The organism is Thalassospira sp. SM2505, assembly GCF_054901115.1.
Genome location: NZ_CM142731.1, coordinates 1,677,501 through 1,691,047, shown reverse-complemented (window position 1 = coordinate 1,691,047; position 13,547 = coordinate 1,677,501). Strand labels below are relative to the sequence as shown.

Here is a 13,547-nt window from a genome sequence, read left to right as displayed (position 1 = left end):
GCCTAGAATTTGGCCTGTAAACGAATTGTGCGCGCCTGTAGGATCCGGGCGATACGTGCCACTACACCAAACGATCAGGGATGAATTCACATGATTACCGACTGGGATGATGCCTATGCCAATGGTGACCACATTGCCAATGCCGGATCCTTTCCGGGCATGTGGGCAGAACAGTCATCCCGGTTTCGTGATGCCCTGATCGCCGATGGTCGCGCCGAACTTGATATCGCCTATGGCACCGCAGAGCGCGAAAAATATGACCTGTTCCTGCCCCATGGAACGCCCAAGGGCTTGGTCGTTTTTGTCCATGGCGGCTACTGGAAGGCGTTTGACAAATCAAGCTGGTCGCATCTTGCAAATGGTGCGGTTGCCAAAGGCTGGGCTGTTTGCCTGCCAAGTTATACCCTTGCCCCTGATGCCCGTTTGTCGCATATCACCCGACAGGTTGCATCGGCCATCAATCATGTCGCAGCACGCATTTCCGGTCCCATTCATCTGACCGGCCATTCGGCGGGCGGGCATCTTGTCAGCCGGATGGTATCGAATACCTCACCTTTGGCGCCGTCCGTTCTTGCGCGTGTTGAAAACACAGTATCGATTTCGGGCCTGCATGATTTGCGCCCGCTTTTGAACACGTCGATGAATGATGTTCTGGGCCTGGATGAAGAAGAAGCCACAACCGAAAGTGCCGCTCTTCTCAAACCGGCACTTCCCTGTTCGATCACCTGCTGGGTCGGGGCAAACGAACGTCCGGAATTTTTGCGCCAGAACGATCTTCTTGCCAATATATGGACCGGGCTTGGCGCATCGACACGTTCGGTACATGCGCCGGAGAAACATCATTTCGATGTGATCGCCGATCTTGCCGATCCTGAATCTGATCTGACGGCTTGCCTTCTGACGCCGATCTGTGGCGAGGGTAACTGATATGAGTACCGTCACCCTGACCCGTGAAGGCCATATTGGCGTTATCATGATCAATAACCCGCCGATCAACGCCACCAGTCATTCTGTACGTGAAGGTATTGTTGATGCCCTTGATCAGATCGATGCCGACCCAGTCATCAATGTTGCGATCCTGATCTGTGCGGGCAAGACTTTCATCGCCGGAGCGGATATCTCAGAATTCGGACAACCGCCCAAGGCCCCGATCCTGCCAGATGTGATCAAATGTCTTGAAGCATCGACCAAACCCGTAATCGCAGCAATTCATGGTCATGCACTGGGCGGCGGGCTTGAGGTTGCGCTGGGATGTCATTACCGGATTGCCGACAAATCCGCCAAGCTTGGCCTTCCGGAAGTCAATCTCGGCCTGATCCCCGGTGCAGGCGGGACCGTGCGCCTGCCAAGGCTTGTTCCGGTGCATGACGCCATCAGCATGATCACGTCTGGGAAACCCGTTTCAAGCACCAAGGCCAACGAAATTGGCCTGATTGATGCGATTTGCCATGGTGCACTTCTTGATGCAGCAAAGGATTTCGCCCAGACAATCCAGAAGCTTGATCTGCCGGTGCCATTGATCGCAAGGGAGCCTGTCAAAGCACCGTCCGCGGATGAATGGGATGACATCACGACCACAACCATCAAGAAAGCCCGAGGTCAGGTCGCACCTGTTGTTGCAATCGACGCAATCCGCACCGGGGTTGATGAGGATGCCCAAACCGGACTGACGTTCGAGCGCCAAAAGTTCGTTGAGCTGCGCGACAGCGACCAATCAAAGGCCCTGCGCCATATCTTCTTTGCCGAACGTTCCGTCGGGAAGCTTCCCGAGATTGATGGTGTTGCACCAAATGCTATCCGCGAAGTCGGTGTCATTGGCGGCGGCATCATGGGAGCGGGCATTGCAACAGCATCCCTTCTGGCTGGCTTTGATGTAACGATCATCGAGCGTAACGATGAAGCGTGCGCAAACGGGCGCGCCACGGTCGAAAAGCACTTGTCGGGGAGTGTAAAGCGCGGGCTGATCACGCAGGATCGCTTTGATCAGTTATTGGCCGCGTTTTCAACCAGCACCGATTACGCTGCCCTTCGCAATGCCGATCTTGTGGTTGAAGCTGTTTTCGAAGACATGAATGTCAAACATGATGTGTTTGGAAAACTGTCTTTGCATTGCAAGGCTGATGCGGTTCTGGCCTCGAACACGTCCTATCTTGATATCAACGAGATTGCGGCAAAATGCGTCAATCCTGGCCGGGTCATTGGCCTTCATTTCTTCTCGCCAGCCCATATCATGAAGCTGCTTGAAGTTGTGCATACAGACAAGGCAAATGCCAAAAGCCTTGCAACAGCTTTTGCCTTTGGCCGTGCACTTGGCAAGATTGCGGTGCCTTGTGGTGTGTGCGATGGCTTTATCGGCAATCGCATCATGTCGGCCTATCGCAAGCATTGCGAATATATGCTCGAAGATGGTGCCCTTCCTCATCAGATTGACGACGCGATGGTCGAGTTCGGTTTTCCGATGGGTCTGTTTGCCATGCAGGATATGGCAGGACTTGAGATTTCCTGGGCCACACGCAAGCGCCTTGCGCCCTTCCGCGATCCGGCCGAACGCTATGTCGCACTTGGCGATTATCTCTGCGAGATGGGACGGTTTGGCAAAAAGAACGGTCTTGGCTGGTATCGCTATGACGAAACCGGCAAGGCGGAGCCGGACCCGGAAGTCGATACCCTTGTGATCGCCGAGTCAGAGAAAAAGGGCATCACCCGACGCAGCTTCAGCCATGACGAAATCATCCATACCATCCTTACCGCCATGCGCAACGAAGGCGACAAAATCGTGGCGGAAGGCGTCGCCCGCAGCCCGGATGCCATCGATGTTGTGATGGTCAACGGTTATGGCTTCCCGCGTCACAAGGGCGGGCCGATGTACCTGACACGGAACTGATCCGAGAACATGCAAGGTAGGGCATTGAACAAGCCCGCCTTGCTTTGCTTTTTGAGGATCAGAACTCGCTTGGCAAAACTGCTTGTGGCTTGTTCACAGGAAAGTTCTTTACTTTCCTGTCGGTCAAACACAATTAAACTATTCCGTTACAATTATTTAACCGATAATCGTCAGAGTTTGGTTCTTCGTGAAAACCGCTAAACGGGTCATCCTGGTTTGGTCAGCTCATACAGAGAACCTTGCGCGGTGCCAGCGGATACGAACCAAAGCCGGTTCGCAGTTTTAACAGGGTTATAACCTTATATGATCAGGTCCTTCGTCAAGTGGGCAGACCAACCGCGTCAGAACGGGATTGTTGCGGCTATCGAGCAGGTCCTCGCACTCGCTCCCTTGTCCATTCTTGATATGGGATGTGGTCATGGTCAGCTGGCAAAAAGACTGAAACAGAATAACGGCAAACGTCAAATCACCGGCGTCGATGTTGTTGTACAGCCCGATTGCGCCATTCCCGTCTCAGTCTATGACGGAACGACAATCCCGTTTGCAGATGATTCTTTTGATGCGGTTCTGTGCATTGACATGCTTCACCATACCGATAACCCGACAGCGATCCTTCAAGAAGCCAGACGCGTCGCACGCAAGTGGGTCATTGTCAAAGATCATATCGCTGACAGCAAATGGGACCATCGCACTTTGACTGTTCTCGACTGGCTGGGAAATGCCGGAACAGGGGTCCCGTTGCCCTATAATTTCCTGTCATCAGCACAGTGGCAGTCGGCATTTGACCGCGCCGGTCTTGTGGAAAAGGCAAAAGTCCATCCGCTTCGATATTGGCCGGGTGTCATCGGACATCTTTTTGACCGCCAATATCATTTTGTCTCGAAACTGGAAAAGCACGCCCAGACTTAAGCCGTCGCCCGGAAAGCCCCCGTCGCCCCAATCCCTTTAACCCGCAATGTCGCAAGAAATCGCTGGCAAGGTTAGAAAACGAGCACATGAGTTTACAAAAAAAAGTCCTGGTCACAGGTGGCGCCGGATATATCGGAAGTCATGTTTGCAAGGCATTGCATACCCATGGTCATATCCCGATTGCCTTTGACAATCTGAGCACCGGGCACAAAAGCTTTGTCAAATGGGGGCCTTTGCATCAGGGGGATATTACCAACGCCAATGACCTGAATGATGCCTTCATGAAGCATCGTCCCGATATGGTCATGCATCTTGCCGCCAGCGCCTATGTGCGGGAATCTGTCGCCGATCCCATGAAGTATTATGTGAATAACTGCGTTGGCTCACTGCGTCTTCTCGATGCGATGCAGTGTCATGGCGTCCATCATATCGTCGTTTCTTCGACCTGCGCGGTATATGGGGATTGCAAGTCTCTTCCAATTGATGAAAGCACGGAAAAAGACCCGCAATCGCCATATGGGCGTTCAAAACTGTTTGTTGAACAAGCCTTGCATGACCTTGGAAAAGCGTCTGACTTGAAATGGGTTGCCTTGCGTTATTTCAATGCGGCTGGCGCAGACCCGGACCTTGAAATTGGCGAAGATCACACGCCCGAAACCCACATCATTCCGCTGACTATTCAGGCGGCCTTGGGCAAAGCACCCGCCTTGCAGATATTTGGCAATGATTTTGACACGCCCGATGGCACCGCGATCCGTGATTACGTCCATGTCAACGATCTGGCGACCGCACATGTCAATGCCATGACCTATATTGAAAATGGCGGCGCGTCAGACGCGTTCAATCTCGGAACCGGAAATGGAACATCCATCAAGGACATCCTTGATGCTGTCAAACGGCTGAGCGGAAAAGAAGTCCCGCATGCCATCGTCACGCGAAGCCCCGGCGATGTCCCCGCCCTTTATGCTTCGGCAAAACGGGCGAAGCAGCATCTGAACTGGTCGCCAACTCAAAGTTCGCTCGACAATATCATCAAGACAGCCCTGAGCTGGCACCGGCATCACCGAACCGGGAATGACTGAATTCCCGGTTCGGTATTCGTATTTGTCGGTTTACTGATACATATATTCGCGGGTCAGCGGCATGTCGTTCTTCAGCCCGTTCGAGAACAGAACATGGAACAACCGGTTTTCACCATACCGGAATGACGCCGCACTGACCTGGAAATACAGGTAATAGCGACGCGCGAACTCTTCGTCATAATGTTCGCGGATCCAGTCAATATTTGCGTTGAAGTTATCAAGCCAGTGGAACAGGGTCAGTTCATAGTTCATCCGCAAATTATCAACGTCGATGACGTTCATTTTCTTTTTGCAGATGCCGCCAATAATGTTTGTAATATCAAGAACCTGTGCCCCCGGGAAAATGTATTTGTCCGTCCAGGGATCAGCTTTGTGAAGCTCGTCATTACCCACCAAATGGATCAACCCCAGAGATCCGGGTTTCAGGATTTGTTTTACCTTGTCGAAAAACACCGGCAGGAACTTAAGCCCGACATGTTCGAGCATGCCAATAGACACCACCTTGTCAAAGACGCCTTCGACATCGCGGTAATCTTTCAGCTCGACACGGATTTTATCCTGCAAACCGAGTGATGCAATTCTACGATTGGCATATTCGACCTGTTCACGAGACACGGTAACGCCCACACCGGTAATGCCGTAATTCTGGGCTGCATGGATCAAAAACCCACCCCAGCCACACCCGAGATCGGCAATCGTTTCGCCTTCCTGCAAACGCAGTTTGCGGCAGACAAGATCAAACTTGTTGGTCTGGGCTTCTTCGAGGGTGTTGTTCGGATCTTTGTAATAGGCACAGGTATAGGCCATCGTCGGGCCCAGCAGCCGCTCGTAGAAATCGTTACCGACATCATAGTGATGGCTGATGTTTTTCTTCGACCCCTTAAGCGTATTCTGATTGAGGAAATACTGCACAAGGATGTTCAGCTTGGCCTTCCATGACATTTTGTATTCGGTATAGCCAACCCTGAAACCGAGCTTGAACAGAAGCTGCATGTCCCCTTCAACATCGAGCATTCCGGTCATATAGGCTTCGCCAAAGCCCAGGAAACCATCAGCCAGTGTTTTTGACGCAGCCTCTTTCTCCTTGAACCAAAGCGTAAATGCCGGCTTATCACCAATCTGAAACACATCATCATCCCAAAAGCGCACAGCAAAGCTGCTTTCCGGGTCGGTGTGATGCATTGCCTTGGCAATTTCCTGAATGGCATTCTTCATTGTATTTCCCTTTAAACCTTCTGCTCTTGTTCCTGAAATTGCTTCTTCTGGTATTTCGGACCTTTGATGAGTTCCCAATACGATGAAACAACCGAATTATTGTAGGCGGGTATTGTTGCCTTCAGATGTTGATGAAGGGCTGGCAAATTGTGGTACGGCACGCCCGGATACATGTGGTGGGCCGTGTGATAGCGAAAACCGATGGGCTGAATGATCACGGCAATCGGAGATTCAACGGTGAAACTGTCATACATCTGATCATCAGGAGATGACGTTTCGGCGTGGATTTCCAGTTCGTGCTCCAACGGAATACGCAGCACGATTAGCAACCAGGCACCAACAAGGACCGCATAAACAAACCCGACAAACTGTGGCAACAACCAGACCAGCGCGATCAGATACAGCAATGAAAGACGCGATAACCAGACGACTTCGTTCTTCTTGGCGTCTGGGACCGGGGTACTGGTCGAGAAATTCAGATGCTTTTGCGAAAACCGATCGATCCATTCTTCAAGCTGCATCCCGCCAATACTGGTAATAATTGTTTGAAACACAACATAAAGCGGGGTGGCAAAAGGCAGAACCAGCAACACAAAAACCGCAAGTTTGGGGTCACTGCGCACCAGCAAATATTGCGGGTCTTTCTCGGTTCGGAACGTTCCGGTCTGATGATGAATTTTATGCGGCTGGGAAAACCGGGCAGACGGCACCATGATGATGCAGCCGATTGTTACATGCCAGAACCAGTAAAACACACGCAATGGCTTGCTGTTGGGGCGATGCGCCAGTTCATGACCAAAAATGCCTGCGCGATGCAGGCCAATGACACATAACAGATACCCCGCGACAAACAGAACACCGCTTGCCTGAATCGCACAAATGAGCCCCCCCAGAAACATTGCCATCGCGATCAACAAATCACGAAAGTAAATCCCCGGGCTCACGGCGAAGAATTTTTTATCAATCATGACTGTTCATGCGCCAATTAAAAATGAAATAAAAATTCACAAATGTAATTCCCCTAACCCCTTGCAGAAAATCACAAAATAGATTTATTGTCCATTGCAACCTCACGTTTAATCTCTAATTAAATCCGGTAATTAAATCTTTTGACATCACCCCAGATCGCGCCGGCAACAAATAAAGAGAATCCGTTCGATATCATCGTTTTATCGACAGCAGCTCTTCCCTGGCGAACCGGACCCTCTATATTTTCAGTCTGGCATGCCGGCGGGTTCGCGCAATTGGGGCATAAAACGGCTCTGGGCCTGCCATGGCTCGACCGGAAATCCCAGATTAAACTGTGGGGAAAGGAACTTTTCAAATCCCCGCAAGAGCAGGAGGACTGGATCCGCAAAGAAGCAGAACATATGAATGTCCCGGCCTTGCCAGCCATTTTCTTCTTTAAGGGCGTCTTTTCCAAAGCAGCCTATAGTATCTTCATTACTGAAAATCCCTTTAAGGCACTTCCTGCTGCTGACTATTACGTTATTGAGGAACCGGAACATTTTGGCTGGCTACCCGTAGTTAGCGCACGCTCAAAGATCGCAGCGAAAAAGATTCTGGGCATCGTCATGACCAATTACGGATTTTACATCCGGCGTCCCGGTCGTCCTGATCGCGCCCTGTTTGCCAAACTGGTTGAAGCGCGCAACAAACAATTGATGTGTAAACATACCGACATTATCGCGCCGCTTTCGCCAGCAGTTGATCTTGAAAACCTTAATCACCCGATTGCCCGCCAGCAGGTTACCGGCGTACTCGATGCCTTCAAAACCGTTCCCGATGTTCCGGCCGACAATCAGGGTATCTATTTCATGGGGCGGCTGGTGTGGGAAAAGGCACTTGATATTGTCATCGACACAGCCCGCACGCTTGATCTGCCAATAGACATCTATGGCGAAGGCCCCCATCAGGGCGAAATGGAAGCTCGGGCGAAGAAGAGCAATGCACCTGTACAGTTCAAGGGCCCGGCCTTTAGCCCGTGGGAACCGATTGCCAATTACCGCGTCTTTTTCAATCCGTCGCTGTCCGAAGTCCTGTGTACGACAACCGCCGAAGCACTGGTGGCCGGACGGCATGTTGTGATCCCCGATTGCCCTGCCAATACACCGTTCTACGATTTGCCCAATGTTCATGTTTATCACACCGAACAAGAAATCCCGGCTGCATTGCAAAAGGCACTGACAACCGATCCCGTCGCACCGCTCAAGGCGCGCGAACGGTTTGACTGGGCCAATGTATGCCGTTCGATTGTTGATCTTTTGAAAGCACCTTCACCCTCTATTCGCAATCCAAAGGCATTGTCATGACCAGCCGCAGGCACATCATCGTTATTTATACAATGGCTGGCGGAGGGCACCTGAAGGCCGCTGAATCGCTTCGGGAAGTATTGGAGGCAACCGGGCGCTATAGAGTGACCCTGGTTAATCCATATGTGGAACTGATGCCCCATCTCGACCTTTGGCAGCGCCTTACCAAGCGGACATCAGAAGATATCTACAATCAGACAATCATTGGCGAGGGTAAAACAGGCTTGTTCTGCCTGACCTATTACGCCGGAATTTTGCTGAATTTCAAACTGGCTTACCGTGAAGGCCGCAAGCTTCTTGGTGATTATTTCAAAAGCCAGAAACCCGACATGGTCATCTCTGTTCTACCGATGTTAAATCGCGTGATTTTTGACGCGGTTGAGGATTATCGCAAGACGGTCGCCGATCCCCGATCAATACAAAGTGCGGTGCTCATCACTGACTGGACCGAATATGGTCGCCATATCTGGTTCCCCAAAGGTCGGGACTATCACGCGATCTGTGGCACCGATGAATCCTTCAAAAAGGCCGGTTCTTACAAGAACCTTTCCGGGCGTGTTCATGCCACCCAGGGCATTTTGCTCATGCCGTCCTTTCAGGACACCTCGAACCTTGATAAACGTCAGGCCAAACTCGACCTTGGCCTTGACCCGGATGTACCGGTGATCTGCATGCTATATGGCGGTCAGGGTAGCTGGCGCATGAAAGAACTGACCAAAAGCCTGATCGCTCATACCCCCAGGGCCCAGATCCTCTTGCTTTGCGGGCGCAACACCGCCCTTGCACAACAGCTTGAAGAAATGGAAATGCCGTTTGCCCATCGGGTGGTCGGCTTTACCAATGAAGTTCCCAAATATCTTGGCGCGTCCGATATATTTGTTGGCAAGCCAGGTCCCGGAAGTGTCAGCGAAGCCCTTCATTTCGGGCAGCATCTTCTTCTGGACCGGACCATGGCACTGCCCCAGGAACTGCCGGTTCTGAAATGGGTCATTAAACATGGCGCAGGATCAGCTTTCAAAAGCACGCGCTCATTCATCAGCGCACTTTCCCGATTGCTCGACAAAACCACCCATGATGCGCAAGCTTTATCCCCGCGCCCGAACAAGGCATCTGAACAGATTCCTGCGATTATCGACGGAATTTTCGCACCGGGAAAGGTGACCGGCGACGCCTAGATCAATCCGCTCCAGAATGCGGCGCCACCGGCAAAGAAATGCACAAGTGTCGGCCCGACCAGATTGCGATGACGTAAATACAGCATGCCAAACAGGATGCCCGATATCGCTGTCATCATCACGGCGGCAACACCGAAATGCAGGTGGAAAACCCCGAACAATACGGATGCCAGCACAACCGACCGCAATCCGCGCTTGTCATTCAAAAAGCGCTGGAAGGACGACTGCAAGAAGCCCCTTGCGATCATTTCCTGTAACAGACTGTGGAAGAAATAACTTAACGTCGGGCCCAGAATAAAGGGTGCCGGCGTCTGTTCCTTGATCCCCAGCGCCTGCATGGCCCAGGCAGCAGCAAACACAATCGCCATCGCGATGATGGAAAAGATAATGCCTTCCAAAAGTGACTTCCGGAACCCGATCTTCGTCAGGCCAAGCTCACGTAACGGGATACCCATTTTCCAGATGACCAGAAAACTCGGCACCAGAATAATCATCAGATACTGCCAGGCAAATGTCTGGGTATAGATATTTACCTTAAGCACATGTTTGGACAGAACATCATTGACGACCATACCAATCGCCATGACCCCCATCGTATAGAGGAAGAACTGACCAAAAAGCTGCTGGTCCTTGATCGCGATCATCTCGCGCTCCATGGCCGCGATATATTTGTCGTTCTGATCGCGCATACGCCCCGTCACGGCAACGGCCAGACTGCCCCGAAGATCGGCAAGGACGTCTTCACCATTGGGCAATTCAAGAATGTCAGCCGGACTGAATTCAATCAGTTCGCTGTCTTCAACTACCCGAGCCGAGGCCGATCTTGGCTTGCCATCAAGAAGTGAAATTTCACCAAGCACCAACCCGTCACGAAGGTCGCCAAGCTGACGTTCTTCTAGCCCGTCATGTGCTTCGCGATAGACAACGACATGCCCCTTGCGGATGTAATAGAACGAGTTCGTCAGATCGCCTTCCCTGATCAGCGTCGTCCCTGCTGGCGCCCTGTAACGTCGCATGACAGCATGAAGGGCCTTAAGCGTTTCAGGACGAACATCGGGCAGTATTCTTGCGATTTCATCAAGGCTGACGTCGCTCGGATCATCGGTGCCGCGGTTTTGGTTTTCCACCATTTCCCCCATTTATTCAGGCCCTTCTAGGAAACCGCAACCTGACGGTTCAGTTTCATTCCACCAAGATAGAAACAAATAACAGCCGGCATCAGCACAACGTGATAGGTGCCATAGATCCCGAACCCGTCAAACAGCTCAAACCCGACAATTGGGAGTGCTGACGCAACGAATGTAATGATAACACCTGAAATCATCGCAACCGACCCTGTCGCCTTGCGAAGCCCAATAATACTCAGAACAAGCAGCAAAATCATCGCTGCGGAATAGCTTCCCATCACGATAAAGAAGTTATCGGAAACAAAGACGGCCACAATCACCGCTGCATTGACAATCCCGCTGATCCCGATCACCAGTTTCCGTGCTCGCGGCCCCAGAAACTGAACTGCCGCACTCACGCAGATAAAGAAGGACGTAACAGCGGCACAGGCCCGCGTTGCAATTTTCAATGGCTCATGTAACCAGTGTCCTGCCACTTCAAAGAAGCCGTGATCAATCGCCCCAAGCAGGAACGTCAAGGCGATCAATGTCATTGTAATTGCCCAGAACCAGGCGGCAGACTTCTTTTCAATGTCCGGACGCATCATAAGACCGGCGGCAAAAGCTTGCAGGCATGCCAGAATAACATCGGTCAGTGCGGAATAGGTCAATTCATCAAGCATCATCATGCAGGGGCCATCGGGCCCCACCTTAATCCCGAAGATTAAAACAACGTCATTTGCCTGAAGACTCTCCCGAAATGCCGGAACCCCAAACAACGACAACCCAAGCCATAGGTCTTTAAGGCAGTAACACCTCGTAAGAATGCGTGTTCGATCTGATTTCGACTGGCAGCCTCAGATAGACATCTCCGTCACTTTGCACCGGGGACGCCTTATCGGCTGTATCAATCAGAACTTCGCGTGCTTCAAGCATCTTCACATCAGCGCAATCATGCAAACGCCCGCGAAGCAGCCCCAGACAATAACGCAGAATCGACCAGAAATCATTCCGGCCAAGAAGATAGATCTGAAAACCCGGCTTTGATACGCCGGTGTTGTAGCCAAGCCGGTAAGACCCGCCATAATACTGACCATTCATGACAATCACGGATTTGGCGGACTGTGTTTGACCATCACAGGTCACCTGAAACAGATCATTGCGGCAAAGGCCAATCGTCCTTAACAGGGCAACGATATAGGCCGGAACCCCAATTCTTCTTTTCAGGTCAACGTTCAACCGCTCAACCGATCTGGCATCAAACCCGACACTTGCCGTCATGGTGAAACGCAACTGATTGATATTGCCAAGATGCATCTGGCGAATTTGACCATCTCGCAATGCCTGGTCGAAAGTCGCAAATGTCACGCCAAGTTCCCGGGACAGCAAATTTACGGTCCCCAGCGGCACAATCCCGAACGGGATATTGAGGTAATCCCCCAATCCGTTCAGAACATTGCTGATCGTCCCGTCCCCACCAGCAATCAGAACCGCATCATGCCCCGGAAGATGGTCAATATAGGTCTGGCACAATCCGTCAATCGGTCGCCGTCTTTCGGTATGGACACTCCTGACGTCAAACCCTGACATCTCAAGCCGGTCGATGACCTGATCAACCTTTCGGCTCGTCACACCTCCGGCCCCCGGGTTCCAGAACAACAGTACTTTTTTGATCATTCTTTTGCTGTGAACCTGTTTGAAGTGTGTGACATCTGTTTTGTCCAAGATGCAAACACTTAAAGCAACCTTTTCTACTTTGAGGCAAGCTATTTCAGGTTTTATTTCCCAATAGATTCAGTAGGTAGCCGGGAAATTAGGGCTCCCGGACCAATGAGCCTGTGCTGTCTGCGAGCTTTATTAATGTTGGTTGCGGGGGCAGGATTAGCGCTCGCTTTGCTCGCTCAGCTCCGGCCTTTGGCCTCTGCAAAGAACCTTTGAGCAAACAGGCAACAGATAGATTTGAGGATGATGCGAGAGCGCAGTCTGCGCACGGCTGTCGCCGTGCTCAACCTTCGAGCTAAAAAGGTGCCACTGGCACCTTTTTCATACGCTCTCAGCCTTCAGTTATGAGAAGGCTCACAACCAAGGAAAGCAACAGGTTCGAAGACTGTCTCTGCGGGCAATAAAAAACCCTGCCACCGGAGGTGACAGGGTTTTTTATTGGTTGCGGGGGCAGGATTTGAACCTGCGGCCTTCAGGTTATGAGCCTGACGAGCTACCGGGCTGCTCCACCCCGCGTCAGTGGGTGTGATCTGTTTGTGCCTTGGCGTTCAAACAGATAACGCCGCGTCTGAGAGAAGCGGCGTTTGATGTTTGAGAGTGATGTTAGGGAATATGATTGCTGTATTTGGAAGGCCCGGCGGTGACCTACTCTCCCGTGCCTTAAGACAAAGTACCATCGGCGCAGGCTGGTTTCACTTCTGAGTTCGGGATGGGATCAGGTGGTTCCCGGCCGCTATGGCCACCGGGCCGTCCAAACACAGCGAAGAGATCGGAGATCGTGATTTAGTTGCGAAGTTTTGTTGTATGTATTGGTCTTGCATGATTTTACCGCTGCGCAAGTCATTGCAGATCAGTAGCAAGAGGGATCAATCAAGCCGATCGATCAATTAGTACTGGTTAGCTTCACACATTGCTGCGCTTCCACACCCAGCCTATCAACCTGGTGGTCTTCCAGGGATCTGATAGGGATACCTAGTCTTGAAGGGGGCTTCCCGCTTAGATGCTTTCAGCGGTTATCCCTTCCGCACTTAGCTACCCGGCGATGCTCCTGGCGGAACAACCGGTACACCAGAGGTGCGTCCATCCCGGTCCTCTCGTACTAGGGACAGCTCTTCTCAAGTATCCTACGCCCACGGCAGATA

The 13,547-nt window shown here is 51.7% G+C and carries 11 protein-coding genes, 1 tRNA gene and 2 rRNA genes (1 of these 14 only partly in view); 6 read left to right on the top strand and 8 right to left on the bottom strand.

From position 1 onward, the window contains the following. Positions 1-90 precede the first annotated feature (90 nt). The 4 genes from ACTU44_RS07615 (at position 91) to galE (ending at position 4,875) form a co-directional block, all read left to right on the top strand. Entirely contained in the window at positions 91-927 is an 837-nt protein-coding gene (locus tag ACTU44_RS07615) for an alpha/beta hydrolase (RefSeq protein ID WP_462097107.1), read from the top strand. 1 nt (position 928) lies between these two features. Beyond that, a complete protein-coding gene (locus ACTU44_RS07610; RefSeq protein ID WP_462097106.1) occupies positions 929-2,884 on the top strand; it encodes a 3-hydroxyacyl-CoA dehydrogenase NAD-binding domain-containing protein in 1,956 nt (651 codons plus the stop codon). A gap of 303 nt (positions 2,885-3,187) precedes the next feature. Further along, positions 3,188-3,793 carry a class I SAM-dependent methyltransferase gene (locus ACTU44_RS07605; RefSeq protein WP_462097105.1) on the top strand — a complete coding sequence of 202 codons (606 nt, stop codon included), beginning with the start codon at positions 3,188-3,190 and terminating at the stop codon, positions 3,791-3,793. An 86-nt stretch (positions 3,794-3,879) separates the two neighbouring features. Then, positions 3,880-4,875, top strand: a complete 996-nt coding sequence (gene galE, locus ACTU44_RS07600) for a UDP-glucose 4-epimerase GalE (protein ID WP_462097104.1) — start codon at positions 3,880-3,882, stop codon at positions 4,873-4,875. 30 nt (positions 4,876-4,905) lie between these two features. Here the strand turns inward: galE and ACTU44_RS07595 are convergent, their stop codons facing one another. Together ACTU44_RS07595 and ACTU44_RS07590 are read right to left on the bottom strand one after the other, a co-directional pair. Continuing rightward, on the bottom strand, positions 4,906-6,090 hold the full coding sequence (locus ACTU44_RS07595) for a class I SAM-dependent methyltransferase (protein ID WP_462097103.1): 1,185 nt from the start codon (positions 6,088-6,090) through the stop codon (positions 4,906-4,908). Between the two features lie 11 nt (positions 6,091-6,101). Next, a complete protein-coding gene (locus tag ACTU44_RS07590; RefSeq protein WP_462097102.1) occupies positions 6,102-7,058 on the bottom strand; it encodes a fatty acid desaturase family protein in 957 nt (318 codons plus the stop codon). Positions 7,059-7,334: 276 nt separating this feature from the next. On the opposite strand from ACTU44_RS07590, the gene ACTU44_RS07585 reads away from it, so the two are divergent. Beyond that, positions 7,335-8,402 (top strand): glycosyltransferase, encoded by a 1,068-nt coding sequence (locus tag ACTU44_RS07585; RefSeq protein WP_462097101.1) that lies wholly within the window; start codon positions 7,335-7,337, stop codon positions 8,400-8,402. Between the two features lie 104 nt (positions 8,403-8,506). Beyond that, a complete protein-coding gene (locus tag ACTU44_RS07580) occupies positions 8,507-9,577 on the top strand; it encodes a glycosyltransferase (RefSeq protein ID WP_462097100.1) in 1,071 nt (356 codons plus the stop codon). On the opposite strand, the gene ACTU44_RS07575 is transcribed toward ACTU44_RS07580, so the two are convergent. From ACTU44_RS07575 to ACTU44_RS07550, 6 genes are all read right to left on the bottom strand, one after another. Next, positions 9,574-10,716 (bottom strand): cyclic nucleotide-binding domain-containing protein, encoded by a 1,143-nt coding sequence (locus ACTU44_RS07575; protein ID WP_462097099.1) that lies wholly within the window; start codon positions 10,714-10,716, stop codon positions 9,574-9,576. The two genes, ACTU44_RS07580 and ACTU44_RS07575, sit on opposite strands and share 4 nt — an antisense overlap. 14 nt (positions 10,717-10,730) lie before the next feature. Continuing rightward, entirely contained in the window at positions 10,731-11,372 is a 642-nt protein-coding gene (locus ACTU44_RS07570) for a DUF6962 family protein (protein ID WP_462097098.1), read from the bottom strand. Between the two features lie 112 nt (positions 11,373-11,484). After that, on the bottom strand, positions 11,485-12,360 hold the full coding sequence (locus ACTU44_RS07565; protein WP_462097097.1) for a diacylglycerol/lipid kinase family protein: 876 nt from the start codon (positions 12,358-12,360) through the stop codon (positions 11,485-11,487). Positions 12,361-12,844: 484 nt separating this feature from the next. Further along, positions 12,845-12,921, bottom strand: a tRNA-Met gene (locus tag ACTU44_RS07560). A 116-nt stretch (positions 12,922-13,037) separates the two neighbouring features. Beyond that, positions 13,038-13,152: ribosomal RNA gene (rrf, locus tag ACTU44_RS07555) — 5S ribosomal RNA — on the bottom strand. A 119-nt stretch (positions 13,153-13,271) separates the two neighbouring features. Beyond that, a 23S ribosomal RNA gene (locus tag ACTU44_RS07550) occupies positions 13,272-13,547 on the bottom strand; it runs 2,474 nt beyond the window's last position.

Bases quoted from the DNA above. Each gene is read 5' to 3' on its own strand.
- ACTU44_RS07615 (WP_462097107.1), top strand. From the start codon at position 91: ATGATTACCGACTGGGATGATGCCTATGCCAATGGTGACCACATTGCC.
- ACTU44_RS07610 (WP_462097106.1), top strand. From the start codon at position 929: ATGAGTACCGTCACCCTGACCCGTGAAGGCCATATTGGCGTTATCATG.
- ACTU44_RS07605 (WP_462097105.1), top strand. From the start codon at position 3,188: ATGATCAGGTCCTTCGTCAAGTGGGCAGACCAACCGCGTCAGAACGGG.
- galE (WP_462097104.1), top strand. From the start codon at position 3,880: ATGAGTTTACAAAAAAAAGTCCTGGTCACAGGTGGCGCCGGATATATC.
- ACTU44_RS07595 (WP_462097103.1), bottom strand. From the start codon at position 6,090: ATGAAGAATGCCATTCAGGAAATTGCCAAGGCAATGCATCACACCGAC.
- ACTU44_RS07590 (WP_462097102.1), bottom strand. From the start codon at position 7,058: ATGATTGATAAAAAATTCTTCGCCGTGAGCCCGGGGATTTACTTTCGT.
- ACTU44_RS07575 (WP_462097099.1), bottom strand. From the start codon at position 10,716: ATGGGGGAAATGGTGGAAAACCAAAACCGCGGCACCGATGATCCGAGC.
- ACTU44_RS07570 (WP_462097098.1), bottom strand. From the start codon at position 11,372: ATGATGATGCTTGATGAATTGACCTATTCCGCACTGACCGATGTTATT.
- ACTU44_RS07565 (WP_462097097.1), bottom strand. From the start codon at position 12,360: ATGATCAAAAAAGTACTGTTGTTCTGGAACCCGGGGGCCGGAGGTGTG.